Source organism: Sphingobium algorifonticola (assembly GCF_004005485.1).
GTDB classification, from domain to species: Bacteria; Pseudomonadota; Alphaproteobacteria; order Sphingomonadales; family Sphingomonadaceae; genus Sphingobium; species Sphingobium algorifonticola.
In genome coordinates this window covers 620,668-642,684 of record NZ_RZUL01000001.1, presented here as the reverse complement: position 1 = coordinate 642,684, position 22,017 = coordinate 620,668, and the positions used below count along the sequence as shown (strand labels likewise).

The 22,017-nt window shown below is 67.6% G+C and carries 9 protein-coding genes; all 9 read right to left on the bottom strand.

Annotation, left to right across the window (positions count from 1 at the left end):
• Positions 1-115: 115 nt before the first annotated feature.
• Positions 116-1,549 (bottom strand): aldehyde dehydrogenase family protein, encoded by a 1,434-nt coding sequence (locus ENE74_RS03085; protein ID WP_127689152.1) that lies wholly within the window; start codon positions 1,547-1,549, stop codon positions 116-118.
• Between the two features lie 118 nt (positions 1,550-1,667).
• Positions 1,668-3,314 (bottom strand): acetolactate synthase large subunit, encoded by a 1,647-nt coding sequence (locus ENE74_RS03080; RefSeq protein ID WP_127689151.1) that lies wholly within the window; start codon positions 3,312-3,314, stop codon positions 1,668-1,670.
• Between the two features lie 72 nt (positions 3,315-3,386).
• Positions 3,387-11,804 carry a beta strand repeat-containing protein gene (locus ENE74_RS18625; protein WP_127689150.1) on the bottom strand — a complete coding sequence of 2,806 codons (8,418 nt, stop codon included), beginning with the start codon at positions 11,802-11,804 and terminating at the stop codon, positions 3,387-3,389.
• Complete coding sequence (locus ENE74_RS03070; RefSeq protein WP_127689149.1) at positions 11,801-13,576, bottom strand: ShlB/FhaC/HecB family hemolysin secretion/activation protein; 1,776 nt, start codon at positions 13,574-13,576, stop codon at positions 11,801-11,803. The genes ENE74_RS18625 and ENE74_RS03070 overlap by 4 nt, the downstream gene beginning before the upstream one ends.
• Positions 13,577-13,969: 393 nt before the next feature.
• Positions 13,970-14,734 carry a hypothetical protein gene (locus ENE74_RS03065; protein WP_127689148.1) on the bottom strand — a complete coding sequence of 255 codons (765 nt, stop codon included), beginning with the start codon at positions 14,732-14,734 and terminating at the stop codon, positions 13,970-13,972.
• On the bottom strand, positions 14,721-16,730 hold the full coding sequence (locus tag ENE74_RS03060; protein WP_127689147.1) for an adenylate/guanylate cyclase domain-containing protein: 2,010 nt from the start codon (positions 16,728-16,730) through the stop codon (positions 14,721-14,723). Before ENE74_RS03060 ends, ENE74_RS03065 begins: the two co-directional genes overlap by 14 nt.
• 16 nt (positions 16,731-16,746) lie before the next feature.
• Positions 16,747-19,881: a CHAT domain-containing protein gene (locus ENE74_RS03055; RefSeq protein WP_241241794.1), complete on the bottom strand. Its 3,135-nt coding sequence runs from the start codon at positions 19,879-19,881 to the stop codon at positions 16,747-16,749.
• Positions 19,882-20,002: 121 nt separating this feature from the next.
• Positions 20,003-20,863 (bottom strand): phenylalanine 4-monooxygenase, encoded by an 861-nt coding sequence (gene phhA, locus ENE74_RS03050; RefSeq protein WP_127689146.1) that lies wholly within the window; start codon positions 20,861-20,863, stop codon positions 20,003-20,005.
• A gap of 24 nt (positions 20,864-20,887) precedes the next feature.
• Positions 20,888-21,940 (bottom strand): oxidoreductase, encoded by a 1,053-nt coding sequence (locus ENE74_RS03045; RefSeq protein ID WP_127689145.1) that lies wholly within the window; start codon positions 21,938-21,940, stop codon positions 20,888-20,890.
• Between the last annotated feature and the right edge of the window lie 77 nt (positions 21,941-22,017).

The window sequence follows — 22,017 nt, the reverse complement described above, 5'->3', positions numbered from 1 at the left end:
CCAATCCGCGCCGGGCCGGATCGGCCGGGCACGCCCCCGTCAGTATGCGAGCGACCGCCTGTTTCTGTGTCGCACCCTAGCGCCGACCGGGGCGCAGTTTCAATCCGAAATGCGCTCAGTTGCGCCGGATGACGAGGTTGCGGATTTCGGTCATGTCCTCCATCGCAAAGCGTATGCCCTCGCGCCCCAGCCCCGAATCCTTGACCCCACCATAGGGCATGTTGTCCACGCGATAGCTCGGCACGTCGTTGATGACGATGCCGCCGACGTCCAGCCGGTCCCACGCGTCGAACATCTTGAACAGGTCGCGGGTGAAGATGCCCGCCTGCAATCCGAACTTGCTGTCGTTCACTTCCTCCAGCGCGGCGTCGAAATCGTCGAATCGGCTCAGCAGCGCCAGCGGACCGAAGGCTTCCTCGCGATAGGCGTCGGCTTTGCGATCGACATTTTCAAGGAGAGTCGCCTCCAGCATCGCGCCGTCGCGCTTGCCGCCGCACAGCAGGGTCGCGCCGCCCGCGATCGCCGCCTGTATCCAGCCGTCGAGCCGCTTCGCCTCGCCTTGCGAAATCATCGGGCCGACGAACGTGGCGCGATCCTTGGGATCGCCCGCCACCAGCGTTTTGGTTTTCGCGACCAGCATGTCGCGGAACCGGTCATAGATGCGCTCGTGGATGATGATCCGCTGCACCCCGATGCAGCTCTGGCCCGACTGGTAGAAAGCGCCGAAGATCACCCGTTCCAGCGCATCGTCGAGATCGGCGTCGGCATCGATGATGACCGCGGCGTTGCCGCCCAGTTCCAGCACCACTTTCTTCTTTCCCGCCTTCGCTTTCAAATCCCAGCCGACGCCGGGACTGCCGGTGAAGGAGAGCAGCTTCAGCCGGTCGTCCTCGGTGAACAGGTCCGCCCCTTCGCGATGGGCGGGGAGGATGGAGAACGCGCCTTCGGGCAGGTCGGTTTCGGCGAGTATCTCGCCCATGATGATCGCGCCCAGCGGGGTGCGGCTGGCGGGTTTCATGACAAAGGGGCAGCCGACGGCGATGGCGGGCGCGATCTTGTGCGCGGCAAGATTGAGCGGGAAGTTGAAGGGCGAAATGAAGCTGCACGGGCCGATCGGCACGCGCTTCCATATGCCCTGATAGCCCTTTGCGCGCGGGGATATGTCGAGCGGCTGGACTTCGCCGGTCATCCGCACGCTTTCCTCCGCGGCGATGCGGAAGGTGTCGATCAGGCGGCCGACTTCGCCTTCGCTGTCCTTGATCGGCTTGCCCGCTTCCACGCACAGCGCATAGGCCAGCTCGTCGAACCGTTGCTTGAACCGATCGACGCAATGCTGGAGCACCGCCTGGCGTTCATAGGCGGCCATGCGCGCCATCGGCTCGGCCGCGCGCACCGCGCCGGCAATGCCTTCCTCGATCGTCGCCCTGTCCGCCTGCGCCACGCGGAACGCAACTTCCCCGGTGAACTTGTCGGTCACTTCGAGGTCGGTGTTGGGCTGGACCGCCTTGTTGTTGAGATAGAGCGGATAGACGGATTTGAGTTGGGTCATGATGGTCCTCATGGTCCCCTCTCCCCTTCAGGGGAGAGGGTTAGGGAGAGGGGGAAGCGCGGAACGTCGGACTATGTTCCCCTCTCCCCGGCCCTCTCCCCTGAAGGGGAGAGGGAGACTAAAGCGCGGCGCTCAGTTCCTTGATATCCTTGTTCAATATCCGGTCGTTCTCGCTGTAGTCGACCGGACAGTCGATCAGGTGGACGCCCGGCGTGTCGCGGGTATGACGCAGCAGTTCCTCCAGATGCGCGGCGCTTTCGACGCGATGGCCATGCGCGCCATAGGCCTGCGCATATTTCACGAAATCGGGATTGCCGTAGGTCAGTCCCCAGTCCTCGAAACCCATATTGGCCTGTTTCCAGCGGATCATCCCGTAACTGCCGTCGTTCAGGATCAGCACGGTGATGTTCAGCTTCAACCGCACGGCGGTTTCCATTTCCTGGCTGTTCATCATGAAGCCGCCATCGCCGCAGATCGCCATCACCTTGCGATCGGGATAGACCATGGCGCTGGCCATCGCCGACGGAAGCCCCGCGCCCATCGTCGCCAGGGCATTGTCGAGCAGCACGGTATTCTGCTGCCGCGCGGGATAGTTGCGGGCGAACCATATCTTGTAGACGCCATTGTCGAGACAGATGATGCCGTCGTTGGGCATCACCTCGCGGATCTTGCGGACCAGATAGGGGGGGAAGATGGGGAAGCGGGCGTCGCCGTCCAGGCTGGCGGTATGCGCGACTTCGGCCGCGCGATAGGCCAGCATCTTTTCGCAGCCCCAGCCTTGCGGCACGATGTCTTCCTTCATCTGCCAGATGGCATTGGCGATATCGCCGATCACTTCCACCTGCGGGAAATAGACCGGATCGACTTCGGCCGAGCGGGTGGACACGTGGATGACCGGGGTGCCGCCGTCATTCTTCATGAAGAAAGGCGGCTTTTCGATCACATCATGGCCGATGTTGACGATGAGGTCAGCCGCGCCGATCGCACGATGCACGAAATCCCCGGCGGAGAGCGCCGCGCAGCCCAGGAACTTGGGATGGGTTTCGTCGATCACGCCCTTGCCGAGTTGCGTGGTGAGGAAGGGGATGCCGGTCTTTTCCACGAATTGCAGCAGCATGCGCCCGGTCATCTTGCGATTGGCGCCAGCGCCGATGACGAGGACGGGGGCCTTGGCCTTTTCCAGCATATTGACCGCGGCGCGCACCGCCTTGGGATCGGCGGAGGGGCGGCGGGCGAGGCTGGGCTTGATCGGTGTGGAATCGGTATGCTCGTCGGCGACATCCTCGGGGAACTCCAGATGCGTCGCGCCGGGCTTTTCCTCCTCGGCGAGGCGAAAGGCTTCGCGCACGCGGCTTGGAATATTGTCGGCGCTGGCAAGCTGATGGGTATATTTGGTGATCGGTCCCATCATCGACACGACATCCAGAATCTGGAAGCGGCCTTGCTTGCTTTTCTTGATCGGCTTCTGCCCCGTCACCATCAGGATCGGCATGCCGCCCAGTTGCGCATAGGCCGCCGCCGTCACGAAATTGGTTGCCCCTGGCCCCAGCGTCGCCATGCAGACGCCGGTCTTGCCGGTATGGCGGCCATAAGTCGCCGCCATGAAGCCCGCGCCCTGCTCATGCCGGGTCAGGATGAGCTTGATCGATTTGGACCGGCTGAGGCTGTCGAGCATGTCGAGATTCTCCTCGCCCGGCACCCCGAAAATATACTCGCAGCCTTCTTCCTCAAGGCATTGGATGAACAGGTCGGAAGCCTTCGTCATGCGTGTTCCCCCTCTGGTGTCAGTCCGTTTCGTTGCGCCGCCGGTCCAGGCGATCCGGTGCAGGCCATCGGTTCAGGGCGATGCAGGATCGGGGCATCCTTCGTCCCCCGCGACACTGCAATTGCTGTCCCACAAATCCTCGTTACCCGCGCCCGTCACCGGCTCGTCGATCAGCGGCGGATAGCCTTCCGCCACGAAATCGCGCAGCTGCACGATGGCGACCGGGAAAATCTGTGCGACGGCAACGGTCGGGTCAAGAATGCGGTCGATCGCATCGCGATTGTCCGGCGTCGACACGGCAGGCGCGTCGCACCCGGCGGGATTGGCAATCAGGCACCCGTTCAGCGTCGAGCGGTCGGCATATTGGCCGACCTGACCGCCTGCCACGCCGTTGATGGACAGCAGCGCGATGGCATCCTTGCCGGTCACAAAGCCGCGGACGGTGTCGATCAGCTGTCCGTTCAGGACGATCTGCGTGCTGGCATTCGCCGCGTCGATGCGGATGCTGCCCGCGGTAAAGCCGCGCCGGTCGGCAAAGGCGTCGGTCGATCCGCTGTTCTGGATATAGGCGCCCCCGGATACGGCCAGGCGGATGGCGCCCGCGCGCAGATAGCCATCCTGCACGACGATGCCGTCATTCTGCCCCAGCCGCTCGCTGCGCGCATCGAGCGTGGTGGCGGCGCTCACATCATCCATGGCCGCCAATGTGGCGACGATCACGTCGGCACTGGTCATCTGGAGCGTGCCGCCCGGCGTTGCATTTGCACCCTGCAGGTCGATGAGGCCGCTGCCCGCGATCACCTCGACCGCTTCCTGCGCATTGATCGTCAGGCCGCCCTGCGGCGCAAGCCCGGTAAAGCGGACGGCCCCCTGCACGCGCACCTTGCCGGTCGAGACGATCGAAAAGGTCCCCGTGCTGGCGATGTTGCCCGTTGCCCCGGCCGTCACGGTGAAGTCGCGTACCGACACATCGGCCGCGCGCGACGATCCGAACGCAGTCGATTGCGCCGCCGAGACCCGGTTGCCCGTCACAGCGATACTGTCGGCAAACAGCTGCGAGATTTCTGTGGCCGACAGGCTGTAGCTGCCGGTCAAAGATCCGCCGCCGATGAAGGTCTGCCGCTGGTTGTCGGTGTTGGTGAGCGACAGGCCCGTGGTGACGCCGCGCACGCCCAGCTGCGCGCCCGCACCGATCACTATGTCGCGCGACCGGATGTCGATCGTGCGGGCGGAGACGGTGCCACCGGTGATCGTCGCCACCCCGGCGGCGGCGATCGTCAGCGGTCCGCCGATCGTCACCGGCCCGCCCAGGCTCGCCTCGCGCGCGGAAACGATCGCAAGGCTGCTGCCGTCGATATCCGACGCGCTTACGAAGCTGCCCGTGCTGGTCAGGCTGACGGCGGCGGGGGTGGTGAGATCGTCGGCCGTTAGCGTGGCGGCGCGCAGGGCAATCGGCCCTGCCGTCGCCGTGACGCTGTTGAAGGCCAGCGTGCCTGCGCCGCTGATATCGACGCTGCGGGCGGTCGCGCTGACGCTACCGGCGGCCGCCAGATCGGGCAGCACGATTGCACCATTGGCTGCGGCGAGCACCGCCGTGCCGTTGGCGCGCAGTTGGGTGACGGAAATGCCCTGATCGCCGGTCAGCGCGAGAGTGCCGCCGGTAAGCGATCCGCCGGTGAGCGTGCCCCCGTTAGCCGCGACGCGCAGCGCGCCGGTGGCCGTGGCCGATGTGAGGGCGATGGCGCGGCTGGCCGTAACGTCGATGGTCGTGCCCGAGGCAAGCGCCCCGAGCGTCGCGTTGCCGTCGGTCGCGGCGACCGCGATCGCGCCGGTGGCGTCAAGTCGATCGGCGCTGAGAGCGGCCGCGCCGAGCGTCACGGTGCCCCCGGTCGCCGTTACCGTTCCGAAGGTAAGCGTGCCCGGTCCGCTGATCGCGATCCCCTGCGCGGTGGCGTCGATTCGTCCGGCCGCCGTCACATTATCGAGGGCGATCAGACCGTTGGCGGCGGTGATATTCGCGGTGCTGCCGGACGATAGTTGTCCGAGGCTGACGCCCCGATCGCCGGACAGGCTGATGCTGCCGCCGGTCAAGGATCCGCCACCGATACTGTCCGTGATCGAGCGCAGGCGGAGGAGTCCGCCGCTGGTGGCCGAACCGACCGAGACGGCGCCGTTGACGGTCGCGTCGATCGTGCGGGCCGCCGTCAGCGTATTGAGGAACGCGTTGCCCGATGTCGCGGTCACAAGGATGTCGCGTCCGGCATTGGCCTGGGTGGAAATGAAGGCATCCGTACCGCCGGTAATGACGATATCGTCCGCCGACGTCGCGTTGAATGCCACGGCGCCATTGGTGCCCGAGACAGTCAATATGCTGCCGCCGGATGCGCCGAGCCCGGTCGTGGTGCCGTTCTGAAGCGTGGCGACCCCGGCCAGCGCATTGAGCGTGAGGTCATCGCCCGCAAAGACGGTGCCTGCGGTGACGCTGGTGCCCGTGAACGTCAGGCTGCGCCCGGCGCGCACCGTGCCGGACTGGAGCACGCCGCCGCCGGTCGCCGTGATCGTGAAGTCGCGCCCGGCGGTAGAATTGCTGATCTGGGTCTGGCCGTCGCGGCTGGTCAGCACGATGTCGCCGGTGCCCGCCGTCAGGAAATTGGCGATCAGGTTCGCGCCGGAATCGATGGTAATTCCGGTGCCTGCGCTGGCCGTTCCGACGCCTATGAAATCGTCGCTCGTCGCCAGATCGATCGTCGTGCCCGCGGTCAGCTGCGTCATGTTGATCGCGCCGTCGAAGCTGCGAATGGCGATCGCATTCGTCGCCTGGATGCGGGCGAGCGGGCTGGCCGTGATGTCGCCAAAGGATTCGAGCGATACGAAGCCGCCAAACAGGCCGGGCGTCAGCGCCGGGCCAAGCGCGGTCTGGGTGATCGTGATCGATGCGTCGCCAAAGGCCTGGAGGCCGTCGGTCGTGCGCAACTGCCCGTTGAGACCGAAGGTGAAGGCCAGGGCGTCGTTGGTGATGAAGGTCGCGCTGCCCGCCCGAATGCTGTTGCGGCTGCTGCCGACCGCGATGCCGGTGCAGGCGCAATTGGCGCCCAGAGCCTCGGCATCGAGCGTACCGCCGATCGAAAGGCCGCCGCCGGGGGCGCCGCTGCTGTCGGTGATGACGATGCTGCCGCCCTGTGTGCCGCCGGCAAAGCCGCCAGCCGTCTGGAAATCGCCATTGGCCTGCATCGCGACGTTCGCGATGCTGCGCAGTGCACCCGTCGCCAATGTGCCGCCGTCGCCGTTCAGCAGGCGCGCCGTGCCGCCCGTTGCAAAGCCGCCCGCGCCATTGCCCGACTGGACCGGGCCGCTGGGGGGGATCGGCGGCGTGGCCGAGGGATTGCCGGGAAAGCCCGGCCCGGTGCCGCCTGCTCCACCGTCACCGCCGATGCCGTTCGCTGCCATCGTCAGGTCGGCCAGCGCGAAATTGCCGTTGGCCGCGCTGAATTGCGTGGTCCCGCCAGTGCCTTCCCCGCCATCGCCGCCGATGCCGCCGCTCGCCCCGGTGGCGCTGCCGGTCCCGCCGGTGCCGCCCGCGCCCCCGGTGCCCCGTGCCGAAAGGCTGTTGGCCGTGAAGGCGGCGGTGCGCAGCGTAGCGGTATCGATCGTCAGCCCGCTGCTGCCGCCGCGACCGTTGCCGCCGCGTCCACCCGTCCCGCCGGTCGTGCCGGTGGCCCCGCCGCTGCCTGCGCCGCCGGTGGCATCGGCGGCGATGGCCAGCCCGCCGGTCAGATCGAGTGTGCCGTCCGCAATCACATTCAGCTGCGCCTGTCCGCCCAGCGCATTGCCCCCTGCCGCGCCGGGCTGGCCCGGACCCGCCGACAGCCCGCCTGCGCCGCCGGTCGCCGCCGCCCGGATGGCGAGCGCCGCGACGGTTGCGCCCGTCGCCCCGCTGACGCTGGCGGACGCTGTGCCGCCGGTTGCCGCGCCGCCGCTGCCCGCGTTGCCGGTCGTACCGCTCCCGCCGCTGCCCCCGGTCGCGTCGGTGGCGATCTCCAGCGATGCGATCGTCGCTTCCGGCGCCAGCGGCGCGACCGACGGTCCGGGCGATCCGGTGAAGTCGAACAGGCCCAGGCCCGCCGTGCCGCCGGTCGCTACGCCGCCATTGCCGCCGCTGCCGCCATCGCGTCCGGCCGCCCCGGTCGCGTTGGCCGACAGGATCACGGTCTGGAGTTCAAGCACCGCGCTTGACCCATCCAGTTGGGCAATGCCGCCCGTTGCGTTTCCGCCGCCGCCGCCACTGCCGCCGTCGGGCAGGCCCGGCGCACCCAGGCCGCCGGTGGCGTTGGCGGCGATCGTCAACGTGCCGGGTGCGGTCTGGCGCACCGTGCCGTTTTCCGCCAGGACGCGGGCACTGCCGCCCGTCGCATTGCCCCCGGCACCGCCGTCTCCGCCATTACCGGCCACGGTGCTGCCTGTGCCTATGGTGCCCGCACCGCCGGTCGCGTCGGCGCTGATCCGGCTCTGGCCGCCCAGTTCGATCGTGCCGTTGTCGGTAATCCGTACCGCCGCTGCGCCGCCCAGCGCCACGCCGCCATTGGTGCCGTTGATGCCCGCGCCACCCTGTACACCGCTGCGTCCGCCTGCGCCGCCCAGGCCACCGGCGCTGACCGTCAGCAGGTTCGTCTGCACCAGCGCCGAAGGCCCGGCGACGGTCAGCCCCGCATCGCCGCCCGTGCCGTTTCCGCCATCACCGCCGCGCCCGGAGAACCCGTCTCCCCCTGCGCCGCCGGTGCCCTGTGCGAGCACGCGCAGCTGGTTCGTGACGGTCAGCGTGCCGAACGTCACGGTCAGATCCGCACCGGTGCCGCCCGTGCCGCCAAAGCCGCTGCCGCCTGTGCCGCCGGTCGCGCCGACACCGCCGACCGATCCGATGCCGCTGGCATCGACGGTCAGGTTGGCGAAGACCGGATCGACATCGAGCAGGAACGCCGCCGTACCGCCTGTGCCATTGCCACCGCTGCCGCCCGCGCCGGGGCCATAGGCGTAAATCGGGTCGTCATTGAGATCAAAACCGATCACACGGCGGGCGTTGCCTGCCGCGCCGCCGGTGCCGACGGCCGATACCGTGACGGAACCGATGCTGTGCCCTTCGCTGGAAAAGGCCAGCCGTGCCGTGCCGCCGGTGCTGTTGCCTGCATTGCCGCCGTTGCCGCCGTTCGCGTTGTCGCCGCCTGCGCCGCCGGTGCCCAGCGCGGACAAGGTGATCGACGGCGCGGACAAGATGCCGCCTGCCAGAAGGAAATCGATCTCCCCGCCGGTGCCGCCGCCGCCATTGCCCGCGCGGAAGCTGGTAGTGGCTTCCTGAAAGCCGCTGTTGCCGCCCGCGCTGCCGGTGCCCGACGCCGCGACGAGGAGGCTGGTGACGGTAACCGCGGCGGTGGTGCCGCTGTCCATGCGGAACCGGGCGACGCCGCCGGTGCCGCTGTTGCCGTCTGCGCCGTTGCCGTCGATCACGTCGATGCTCTCGCCGCCGGTTCCCTCCGCCCCGATGCGCAGGGTGCCGACCGTCAGCGCGCCGCTGGTCGCTTCGAAGCTGGCGGTGCCACCGACCCCCGCGCCGCTGATCGCGCTGGTGACGGCCGCCCCCGCGCCGCTTTGCGCGGCGCCGCCGGTGCCGGTCGCGGAAATGTCTATGGTGCCGATCGTGCCCGTGCCGCCGCCGAGCACGAAAGTGGCGCTGCCGCCCTGTCCCGTGCCCGCCACAAAGGCAGTCGTGCCGCCGCCGCTGCCGCAGGTCGGGCAATTCAGCGCGGACGCGCCGCCGATGCCCCGTGCCGCCGCCGTGATCGTCGTGGCATTGAGTTGCCCGCCCAGCAGGTTGACGGCGATCGTGCCGCCCTGGCCCAGCCCGCCGTCCCCTTCGTTGAAAAAGGCCCCTTCGCCCAGCGGTGTGGCCGAGCCGTCGGCCCCGGCATCCACGGTGCCCAAGGTCAGGATGCCATTGCCGAGCGCCCCGAAGCGGCTTTCGATCGTGATCAGGCCGCCTGTTCCGGTGCCGGTCGCGCCGACAATGCCGTCCGAACCGATCGACCCGCCCGCTCGCCCGATCGCCGTGATTTCCAGTACACCGGGGATGCTGAGGTCGGCATCGCTGCTGTAGAGCAGGATGCTGCCGCCGGTGCCATTTGTGCCGTTGGTGGCGGTGGCCCCGATGCCGTTGGCTGACAGCCTGCACAGGAAACTGGCGCAATCGGTGATCGAGAGCGCACCGCGCAGACCGTTGTTGCGGGTGGCGAAAACGGAAATGGTGCCGCCGGTCATCGTGCCGCCGGACTGTGCGCCGCCCAGGCCTTCGGCATTGGCGGCCAGGGAAAGGCCCCCGGCGGAAAATGTGCCGCCTTCGGCGCTGACCTGGATCGTCCCGCCGAATCCGTTCGGGACGCTGGTTGATGTCGGCGATCCGGGGTTGAACGGATTGGACTGGACACCGGCGCGTGCGAAGAAATCGCTCGTCACCGCAATGGTGCCGCCATCGCGCGCACGCGCGACGATCGTGCTGGCCTGCGCGGGCGTCGGCGCGCTGCCGCCCAAGCCGAGGATCGCGGTATCGCCATAGAGCGACACCGATTGCGCCAGGGCCAGGCGCGCGTTGTTGTAGACGTCCAGGCTGATGCCGTTTGCGCCGGGGAGCGACCCGCCCAGCGGGCCGCCGTTCGTGGAATAGCCCATGGCGCTCGTCACGTCGCCGAACAGGCTCGTCCAGTTATGCGTGCCGCCCGACAGATCGACATAGATGTCGCCTGCGGTGGCGCGCCCCGCCGCCCCGGTGGACGATGTGCCGCCGGTCGCCTGGGCGCGCAGTTCCACCGTGCCGAACGTGGTCGTGCTGGCCGTCGCGTTGATGCGGACCACGCCACCCTGCGCGTTGCCGCCGATCTGATTGGGGACGCTGGTGAACAGGCTGTTGCCCGAGGCATCGACATTGACGTTGCCCAGCCCAAGCGTCGCGCCGTTGGTCGCCGTCAGGGTGACGCTGCCGCCGGTCGCGGTGCCGGACCGGTTGTTGTCGCTGCTGGCATTGGCGGCGGCATTGGCCACCAGACTACCGGTCGTGATGGCGGCGGCATTGGCGCTGATGACAATGCTGCCGCCGGTCGCGTCCGGCACGATCGGATTGCCGTTGCCCGATGCGTCGATCGCAAGCTGCCCGGTGACAGCGACGCTGCCCGGTGCCGCGACGATGCTGCCGCCGGTTGCGGATATGCCGACCGCGCCGCCGATCGCGCCGTTCCCCGCGACAAGGCGCAGGTCCCCCAGCGCCTCGATTGTCTTCCCGATTCCGGCGGTCAGGGCGATGCTGCCCAGCGCGGTCAGCGTCGTGTTCCCGGCAAAGCGCGTGAGGCCCGCGCCCGCGATGGTGATCGCGCTGTTCGCCGCGGCATCGACCGGGGAGGACCATGTGCCTGCACCCAGCGACAGGCTGGCGGTGCCGGTGCCCGCGCCGCTGGACGGTGCGTCGATCAGGCCACCGGCGATATCATAGCCCGCGGACAGCACGACCGCGCTGTTTTCCTGAGCGACGCTGGCGGCGGCGGGATAGCCGACATCGCCCGACAACAGCATGGTGAGGGCGTTGTTCTTGGGAACCGCGACCATGAAGACGCGCTGATTGTCGGGTGCAGACGGCGGATTGTTGGTGGATGCCGGACCGTTTGTCGTGCCCGTATGGACGACCCCATTGGTGTCGGTCGTGCCGACTGTCACGGCAATATCGAACAGCCCGCCGTTGATGCGGATATCGGCCTGTTCGGCGGCGACATAGGCGGTCGATCCGTTGACGGCGACGGTGCCGCCCTGTTCGACGCGCGGCGCGACGAGCGCGACATAGCTGTTCGCGGCGGAGGCTGTGATCTGCGCGCCGCTGTTGATCGTCACCCCGGCGGCGTTGCCCGCTGCGCCGCGAAAGCGGATGGTGTTGCCCGGGCCGAACAGCCCGCCGGTGGTATCGATCGGGTTGCTGCTGAGCACCAGATTGCCGATGTCGAGCACGCCGGTCGATCCGACCACGAAGCCGCCCGGCGTGTAGAACCAGACCGAACCGCCCGGTGCGCCGTCGATGCGGCTCTGGATCGTGCCGTTCAGTTCGATGACGCGCGACGTCGGCAGGCCGGTGGCGACATCGACGGGCTGAATCCGGTTGAGGACCGTGTAATTGGTCAACCCGGCGCTGGGATTGTTGCGATAGAGCACCATGTTGCCATCGGGCAGGAAATCGATCGCGCCGGTGCCCACCTGGTCGTTGGGCCGCCAGTCGACAATCGTCTGCGGATTGTTGACTTCGATGATGTCCATGCTGCCACGGAAGATGCCGGGGCTGCCGACGGTGCCGGTCACATTGCCCAGAAAGCCACCCTGCGCATCCAGCGGCACGATGCCCGCAATGCCGCCCATCACGATGGCCGTGGCGCAGGTTGTGAACAGCCGTCGGCGCAACTTGCCCATCATCGCCTCCAGGGGATCAATTGTGCCGTCACCGACAGCAGCACGCGCACATCGCTGCGCGTGGTTTCGAATATCGTTTTCTTCAGCGGCACCGCGACGCTCAGGTCGTATCGCGCCCGGTTGCCGAACGCGCCGCGCAGTCCGCCGCCCGCCGAATAGAGTTTCTGCGGGTCTATCCCGTCAAAGCCGCTATCCCGGTTCCAGATCCAGGCGGCGTCGAAAAAGGCATAAGGTTGCAGCGTCAGATCCTTCGTGCTGCGCGGCATGATGCTGCCGACGCGCACTTCGGCCGCAACGCCCACACCGCTGTCACCGATGGCCGCGCCCGGATCATAGCCGCGCCCGACGGTATAGTTGCCGACGCTCATTTCCTCATAGGAAAGCAGAGCGTGCGGCGCATATTGCGCGCGCGGCGAAAGGCTGAAGGCAATATTGGGCACCGGGCGCACTTCGGCATAGCCATTGGCGCGCAGCACGAAGGCGCTGGGATCGCCCTCCGGCCGGCCAAGCGGCACGCGCGGGGCGCGGCAGGCGATCCCCGCCGGGCCGCAGGGGTCGCTGGCGCCAAGCCCGGCGATGCCATGCCGTGCCTCGATCGATCCGCCGATCCGCCATTTCGGCTCGGCCGCGGAATAGCCGGTGGTGCTGGTCAGGCTGGCGGTGTCGATCGCTTCGGCATCGAGCCGGGCGTAGACGACGCGCAGCCGGTCGCGGCTGAGCGGCGTGGTCGCGTTGGTACCGCGAAAATCGACATCCTGATCGACAATGTCGAGGCCGATGGCGCCGACCAGATTGCGCGACTGCCGCCGCACGATCGGATAGCTCAACGCGATGCTGGCGATCAGCGTTTCGGACTTGATGGTCCGGTCGACGATATCCGGCTTGGTCCACGCATAAGTGAAATCGCCCGACAGCCGCAGTCCGTCGCTGCCCAACCCCATGCTGTGCCCGAATTGCAGCACCGTCTGTTCGCTGGTCTGCGCAGTGGAAAACAGGCTGAGGACGGTGCTGTCGGCAAGGCCGGTCAGGTCGTTGATTTGCAGCCGGGCGAGCGCGCCGAAGCGGCCGACACTGGGCGACCCCAGATTCTGGACGTTGACGTCGAGCTGCACGGCGCGGCGCGTGACGCGGACTTCGCCGATCACTTCGCCCGGCACGCGTGTCCGCGCCGGGCGCAATGCCAGCCGCACGTCGTAACCCGGCATGTCGCGGGCCAGCAGCAGATGCCGCTCGGCCATCATGCTGTTGAAAGCAGGCTGCCCGATCAGCGCCTCCAGATGCGCGGCGATCATCCGCTCGCCATTGCCCGCGTCGCCGCGCACCTCGATGCTGACGAGGCGCGCCATCAGCACGTCGAGAACGACGGTGCCGCCCTTTTCTATCCGTTGTGCGGGCATCTGCACGGCGGCCAGAAAACCGCGCGCACGCAGCGCCGTCGCCGCCCGGTCCCGGATTTCGCACAGGCTGGCGATCGGCACGTCGCGCCCCGCCAGATCCGCCCAGCTATCGCGCAGGCTGGCGGGATCGACGGCCTTCAGATTGTCGAACCGAACATCGGCGAAATTGACGGTGACGCTGGCATAGCGCGGATCGGCCAGCGGGCAGGGCGACCGTTCGACGCCGCCCTCCACCGTCAGGCGGGATGGCGCGGGCGTCTCTCCGCTAGGCAGGGCGCCGCGCTCGATCTCCTCGCGCGTCGGTGCGCCGGTCGGCACCGGACCGGGGGGTGGCACCGTCTGCGCAAGGGCGCTTGCAGGCAACAGGACGGAAGCCATGAGCGTCGCAAGGCATGATATCGAGGGGCATGACATCGAGGGGCGCGAGGGGACCATGGCCAACGCGGACGTGCCGGTGAACGACAGGGATGAACCCGAACATCCTCTGCGAAACGCCAGCCCCATGACAATCCCCCTGCCATCCGCGAAAACGGGCGCGGCCTGTCGCCACGCCGGCCGGATGGTATCCGATGATGTGGCCGGTTGCTTTGCCCAAAGCATCCGGCCAGTGCCGTTCATGCGACCGTACAGGGACTCGGCACCGCTCTTGTGACGGCGCTCCTTGTGTCCTTCGACCTATCAACCCCTATGGCCTATGACAAGCGCGGTGCCCGCTCATCATGTCTCATCATCGCGGATTTGCGACAAACTGTTGCTCCGCGCATACCGCTGTCATGGCGCATCGGGGGCCGGATCGGGCAAGGCGACGGTTTCGACCAGCAGGGCGAGCTGCGCGTCGCATTTCCTGGCGATCAGCGTGGACGCCATGGTTTCCAGTCCGCCTGCGTCGGTCCCCATCAGCGAAAAGCCGATGTCCACCGGACGCGCCAGCCCGTTCCAGCTCAGGCGATAGCGCGCGCCTTCCGTAACGGGCAGCGTGGCGGGCCAGCTTGCCACGGCCTCACCCGCCGCGAACGCCACCGGCGCGCTGCCGCCGCCGCTGGTCGCGGTGATCGTGACGGTCGCCGCGCTCGCGATATCGGGCCGCCACAGGCGGACATTGGCGGGATCGGGCACGCAGGCTGTGCTGGCCTGGCTGATGTCGACATACCACAGATTGGGGCTGCGCGGAGCAGCGGCATCCTCTGCCACGCCGCCGCGCACCGCCCCGGTGCGGGCACGCCGCACGCGTTTGGTTTCGAGCAGCGAGGCAAGGCTGGTGCGGCTGTCGGTGCCCGCCGTCGCGGTCGCCGCGAGGCTGAACGTGCCCGGTCCGCGCAGGGTACGGGTGCCGCGCCCGTCCAGCAGGGTGACGACATCGCCGCCCTTGAGCGCGATCGACCCGCTGTCCGCCAGCTTGCGGCCGGGCGGGAATCCCTTGGCGGAGGGACCGGACGCGCGCACGACGATGGTTTCGGCGGCCAGCGGTGCCGCCGCCAGCGTGCCCATCACAAGCGCGAGCGCACAGCCGATCGACATGTTCCTATCCCACAGCATAGACATCTCCATCCTTCGTCTGTTCGATCCGATAATATAGATGCGCCAGCGCATTGTCCTGCGGATAGCGCGCCAGCAGCGCCGCCAGATCGACGAGCGCCCCGGCCCGGTCCGTCTTTAGCCGGTTCAGGATGGCGCTTAAGTGATCGCGGTCACTGGCCGGAAAATCGGGTGCAGGCTCGAATATGTCGACGGGTTTCGCGCGCCCGCGCAGCACCACCGTGCCCATCGGCCGCCACCAGTCGAGACCGGCGCGCTCCACGGCTTCGCGGCTCGCCATCATGCTCGATTGCAGGGCCTTGTTCGCCGACTCGAGTCGCGCCGCCGTGTTCATGCTGTCGCCCAGCGCGGTATACTGGATGCGTCCCTCGCCGCCGAAATTGCCGACGATCGCCTCGCCATAATGCAGGCCGACGCGGGTCTTGCCGATCGGCGGGACGGACCCGTCGGGATATTTCTCCGCCACGCCGATGCGGAAGGCTTCGCCTGTCTGCCACATCGCATAGGCGGCCTGTGCGGCCTTCGTCCCGTCGTCGGGCCTGGCGATTGGCGCCCCCCAGAAGGCGACGACGGCGTCGCCCACGAACTTGTCGATCGTGCCGCCATGCGCCAGCACCACGTCCGAAAGCATGTCGAGATAGCCGTTGAGCAACTGCGCGACCATTTCCGGCGCGATGCCGTGGCTCAATTTGGTGAAGCCCTCCAGATCGGTAAACACGACGAAAATCGACCGTTTTTCGCCATGCAGGGCAAGTTTCTCGGGTTCCTGCAATATCTGCGTGGCGATGTCGCGCGGCAGATATTTGCCCAGCGCCGACTGGGCGAAACGGCGCTGCTGCGACCCGACCGCCCGCGCGGCGGAGCCGACGGCGGCAAACGCCAGCACCCAGCCGATCGCCCAGCCGATCGCAGGCACCCCCTGCGTATCCCAGCCGCTGCTCTGCCACCACAGGGGCAGACCGCCGAGCAGCAGCGCCTGCACCAGAAGGCAGGGCGCGAGCGCATACCAGCGCAACTCGGCGAGACTGGTGAACGCGGCCGACAGGACAGCGAGGATCGCCACTGCCCACAATATCGCCGCAGGCACCGGGCGCAGCGCCGCCCCGTCGAGCGATTGCGCCAGCATATTGGCATGGACTTCAAGGCCGATCATCGACTTGCCGCTGGTCGTCGACATCGGCGTCTCGAACTGGTCATTGTCGACGATATCGCCGCCGATCATCACATGCCGCCCGCGCACCTGATCGACGAAGGCCGCGCCGGTCGCGGGATCGGTGAACAGGTCGATGGGGAAGGATGCGAACACCGGCCGGTCGGGATCGGCGGGCAGGCGATAGCGGATGCTGCCGCGATACCGCTCGAAAGCAGGCGAAGGTGCCATCGCCTGCACCAGGATCGTCGGCAGGCTGGGCAATTGCGCAGGCCAGCTTCGCGCGACATTGTCTGCGTCCGCCTCCAGCCGGATGCTCGCGGGCTTGACCCTGGCTGTACGGGCGCGGGCGATGAAGGCATCAAGAAACTGCTGCTGCTCATAGATGATCTGTTCGGCATTGTCGGCGACTTCGGCATAGCCCAGATAGGTCGGGGTTTTCATCGCCCGCAGCGTGGCGATCAGTTCCGCATCCTCGTCCTGCGGCTGATCGATCAGGATATCGATGCCGATGGATTTCGCCCCCAGTCCGTCGATCGTCCGCAGCGCGCGGGCCAAAGTGGCACGGTCGAGCGGCGATCGCTTCTTCGTCGCGATCAGCGTCTGGTCGTTATAGACGATCAGGACGACGCGCGGGTCCTGATCCACCCGTGGCGCGAAATGGGTCATCCGCAGGTCGTAAAGCGTGCGCTCGGCGTCGCCGACAACGGGCACATACTCCCAGCTGAAGCGGGCGCAGAACAAGGCGACGATCAGGACGATCAGCGTCGTTGCCAGTCGCCAGCGCCCGGCATCCCGCACGATCCGTGTCGCGCGGTGCAGCCATTGTCGGCGGACGGCGTTCATGATCGTGTGCGCGCCCTCAACGGGCGGCAACGGCGGCCGGGGTGACCAGTGGCCGCGCCCCGTCGCCGATGATCGCAAAGCCCGACCAGTAGAAAGGGTGCGAGGTTTCGGCCTGATCCATCAGCGCGATTTCCGCCTGTTGCAGGGCCTGCGCCGTCCCGGTGCCGCGCGGCGCGGAAAACAGGCCGCCGATCAGCCGCTCGGTCGCCTTATATTCCTCCGGCGCGGGCCAGTGGCTGGCGATCACCGAGCGTCCGCCTGCGCCGATGAACGCACGCACCAGCCCGTCGAGCGCCCCGCCGCCCCCGGTCAGGCCCGCCGCCCGCGTGGCTTCCACGCTGGCCTTGCCCGCCGTGTCGCAGGCGGAGAGGATGACGAGATCGGCGTCGAGCTTCAGGTCGAAGATTTCCCCGAACTGGAGCAGCCCGTCGGATGTGCCGGCGCCGCCGAAGCTGGTGAGGAGCGCCGGGCGCGCCGGGCATTGCGCGCGCGGCGCGGTGACGAGGCCATGCGTCGCGAAATGCAGGATGCGGAAGCTGTCGAGATTGTCGCGCGCCAGAATGGCATCGTCGGTGAAAGCCGTGCCGGTCAGCACTTCGGACCCGGCAAGGCCGATGCGCTGGGCGGCCTGACGCAATTCGGTCGCCGGGATCGGGCGGCTCCATTCGGCCGCGGGCCAGGTGCAGTCGGGGCCGGACGCGCCGCCCGCCGCCCGCGTCAGCGCGATCTTGCGCAGCGGCGAGACCGGCGCATTTTCGCCAAAGCCGATATAGTCGCGCGCCGCCGCCGAGGCTGGCGCATTGCGCGCGTCGCGGAACGCCCGGGCGGACAGGGCGGTGCTGATGGCATGGCTGCGTCCCAGCCACTCGATTCCGCGGAAATCAAACTCGCTGTCGGGGTTTGCGGCGACGCGCTTGGTATAGGCATCGACGCCGGTCTGGCTTGCGATCAGGAGATTGACGGGCAGTTGCAGCATGGCCCCGTCCGGCTCCACGATCAGATGCCTTGCCGTTGCCAGCCGCGCCTCGACCGGCGCGAACAGATCGCCGTACAGGCTGCGGGCCAGCGTCACGTCGAGCGGGTAGGTCGCCTGCGCGCCGTTCACGGTGGTGGAGATCGTCTCCCGCAGATCGGTGACTTTCTGCGCCAGCGCGGCGGTCGTAACGGGCAGGCGATAGCCGGTGGCACCCTCTCCGTCGATCCACACGGCATAGAGCGCGTCGCCAAGCTGGGCCATCTTGAAATAGGCTTCGCCCGGTTTCAGCGTCGCCTGCATATCGGCGAGCGTCAGTACGTCCTTCGCCACCGCGCGATATTGCGGATAGGCCGCCAGCGCCGCCAGTGTCGCTGTCTGCTGATCGGCGAGCGCGGCGATATCGCGTTGCTGGGCGGCAATTTCGCCCGCGACCGCAGGATTGGTGGCCTGGGCCTGCGTCAGTTGCGCCAGCGTGATTCGCGCCCTTTCTATGTCGCGCGCCAGCGATACCGACTGGCGGAACAGCCGCGATCCTTCGCTGGTGCCTGCCGAAAGCTCGCGAGTCAGCACTTCCAGCGTATCGGCCGCGCCGGGCCGCACCAGCGTCTGCGTCGCCAGAAACAGGTCGGCGGTCAGTTCGGGGCGGGTGGGTATCTGTGCGGCGAGCAGCGCGAACCAGGGCTGTAACTGGTTCGACAGGCCGGTCAGCGCGTTGCGGCTTTCCGCCGTTGAGGCGATGATGCGGCGATAGAGCGCGATCGCGTCCTCCGTCCGCCCGCGCCGGACCAGAAAAGCGCCCAGCCGCGCCCGCGCGCCGTTCATCGCCACGGTTTCGGGATATTGCGCGGCGAGCAGCGCCACCGCCTGAATGAGTTGCGCCTCCGCCGTCGCGAAATCGCCTTCCGCTTCATGCGTCAGCGCAATCTCGGCCAACAGTTGCGCGCGCAGCCGGGTGATGGACGTCACGCGCCCCTCGCGGATCGCCATGGCATCGGCCAGTGCCTTGGCAAGCGTTGCGCGCGCCTGCGCAGGCTTGCCCGTCAGCCGCAGTAGCGTGCCGCGCAACTGTTCGGTCTGCGCATCGATGATCGCCGCGCGCTCCACGGGCGTCAGCTTCGTTTCGCTGCCACCGGTCAGCGATGCGATCGACGGACCCGCGCTGTTGATGGCGGCCGCGATCTGCGGACTGAGCGATATGCCGCCGGCCTCGTCGCGCAGCGGGTCTAGCGGATCGCCGAGCGGCTGATTGAGCAGTGCGAGCGCCGCAGCATAGTCCCGCTGGTTCAGCCGGTGCATTGCCTCGAAATTGCGGCGCAGGCGCAGCTGTACCGGATCGCGGGTGGCAATTGTCCGGGCCTGCGCGAACACGCCATCGGCTTGTGCGAACTCGCCCATGTTCGACAATTGCAGCGCGCGATTGACGGCATATTCATGCGCCCGCGCCTGCCGTTCCACGGGGGTGAGCCGGGCTGTGTCGGGTGCCGCCGCCAGCCGATCCTCCAGACTGTCGAAAAACTCCGCCGCTTCGGCATAATTGCCGGAATTGTTGCGGCGATAGCCTTCCGCCAGCACCGTCTGCGGATCGAGGTTGGCGGCCTGCAACCGGGCGAAGGCGGCCATGTCGTCGCCGCCCAGCGTCGCGATCTCGACCTTGGCGTCGATCGCGCGATCGGTGACGATCGTGCGCAGGCCGATATCGAGCGCGCTGCCATAGCTGGCGAAGCCTTGTGCGACATATGTGGTGTTGCCGCGCGTGAAGCGGATGATGCGATAGGCGACGCCGTTGTCGGCGATGCGACAGTTACGTGATAGGACCGTGCCGAGATCGGGCAGGGTCGCGCCGCCCTCTTCGCTGCACGCCAGCGCCGCGCCGCGCGATTGCGTCAGTTTTTCGAGCAGCGCGGCGTCGCTGATGCCCGCAGGCAGACGCAGGGCATAGAGCCGCCCGACCGGCTGTGCCGAATCGCGGCAGGCGATCGTCCAGGCGCGGTCGAACAAGGTGCCCACCGCCGGATCGCCGCTGCGGCTCTGCGCCTGACAAAGCGCACCGCCGCCCGTGCCGAGTCGGAAGCTGTCGGCGAGGCTGGGTCGGTCGCCTTGTGCCCCGGCGGGCGTCGGCAGGGCCAGGATCAGCGCCGCCAGAGCCGCCGCATGTGAAAGGGAATAGCGTCGCACCTTGTGTCTCCCACCCTTCCACCGGCCTTTGCCTGATGGAAGTGCCCCCGATGCGACCCCTTATACTGATTGCGAGGGACAGTAGCGCCCCGGAGGCATCACCGGCAAGATCAAAAGGGCATCAGGACGACAAAGCGACTTTCGCATGCGCCTGCGTACCGCGCGTGAGCACGCGGTCTTCGGCGAGGATCGCATCGGGCGCGAGGTCGTCCATCGTCTCCAGCGCGGCGTAAAGCGGCGCGAAATCGGTTTCCATCGTCTGGCGCAACAAATCCTCGAAACTGTCGATGACGAAATAGCTCTGCTGATAATCGTCGATGCGATAATCGGTCCGCATCAGGCGTATGAGGTCGAACGCGATGCGGTTGGGCGAGGCATCTTCCAGCGCGAACCGCGATTCGCCGTAGGACGAGACGATCCCCGCACCATAAAGCTTCAGATCGTCGCCGTCGCGGATCAGCCCGAACTCGACCGTATACCAGTACAGCCGCGCGAGCTTGTGCAACGCGCCAAAGCCCAGGCTGCGCAGGCCGCCCTGCCCATAGGCCTGCATGTAATCGGCAAAGGCGGGATGCGCGAGCAGCGGCACATGGCCGAACACATCGTGAAAGACATCCGGCTCCTGAAGATAGTCGATCTGGTCGGGGGTGCGGATGAACCGCCCCGCGACGAAGCGCCGGTTGGCAAGATGGTCGAAGAACACGTCGTCGGGCACCAGGCCGGGCACGGCAACGACCTGCCATCCGGTCTTTTTCATCAGGCGTTCGGACAGTTCGTCGAAATCGGGAATCCCCGGCTTCGTCATCCGCAAAACGTCCAGCCCTTCAAGAAAGGCAGGCGTCACCCGTCCGGGCAGCATGGCGGACTGACGCGCGAACAGCCGGTCCCACATGGCATGCTCGTCCGCCGTGTAGCGCGCCCAGTCCTGTGGAACGGTCCAGTCGGCTGCCGATTCGGGCGGGCGTTCATATTGCGTGCTCATGGCCCGCCTATGCGACAGAAAGTTTCAAATGTCACTATCTGCTGGACATGGAATCACGCGTCCTTCGGCGGCACTGCGCTCCGCCGCGTCCATCACCCGCATCGTGTCGAGTGCCGATTGCGCCGTCACGGGATTGGGTCCGTCACCAGCCAGCGCCGCGCATATCCCGGCATAATAATCGGGATAGGCGCCGCGCATCAGCGGCACCGGCTCAACCCGGACGGTCGCATCGGGCTGCGCGCGATAGAGGCTGGCCGGATGCTCGGCCACGCCCCAGCCCGCGTCGAGCGGCGTCATGCCCGCGCGGGACTGGCCTTCCTGTACGTCCAGCCCCTCGCTGCGGAAACTGCCGCCCAGGCCATGTACCGCAAAGCGCAGCGTGCTGAGGGGCATGGCCATGCTGGCATGTAGGATGACGCGCAGGTCGGGGTAGAGCAGCTGGACATGCGCATGGTCGGGGGCGACGCCACCGGGCCGCAGCACGGTCAGGTCCGCCGATACGGCATATGGCATGCCGAACAGGACCAGCGCCTGATCGACCAGATGCGGGCCGAGATTGGGCCATATGCCCGCGCCCGCCTGTTCCCGCCAGCGATCCTCGACCACCGGCCGGAAACGGTCGAAGTGCGATTCGTAGAGCGTGATCTTGCCCAGCGCCCCTTGCGCGATCAGCGCGCGCAGCGTCAGGAAATCGCCGTCCCAGCGGCGATTGTGAAAGACCGACAGCAAAGTGCCGCGCGCAGCCGCCAAGGCGCACAGCCGTTCCGCATCGGCAAGGCGCAGCGCGAAAGGCTTGTCGATCACGACCGCCTTGCCCGCCGCAATCGCTGCTTCGGCCTGCGTGGCGTGCAGCGCATCGGGCGTTGCGATAACCACCAGATCGACCGCCGGATCGGCAAGCATGGCCCCAAGATCGGGATAGACGCGGACATCCGGCCAGTCGGCATGCACTTTCGCCGGATCGCGCGAGACGACGCAATGCAAGGCGAGGCCCGGCGTCGCGGCGATGAGCGGCGCGTGAAACACTTTCCCTGCCAGTCCGTAACCGACCAGCGCGACGCGATAGCGCAAGGCCATGGCAGTTCCTCTCCTCGAATCCGGTCATCGCTTATTCAGGAAGGATCGGCTATGGGTTTTTCGCTACGAACGCGGAT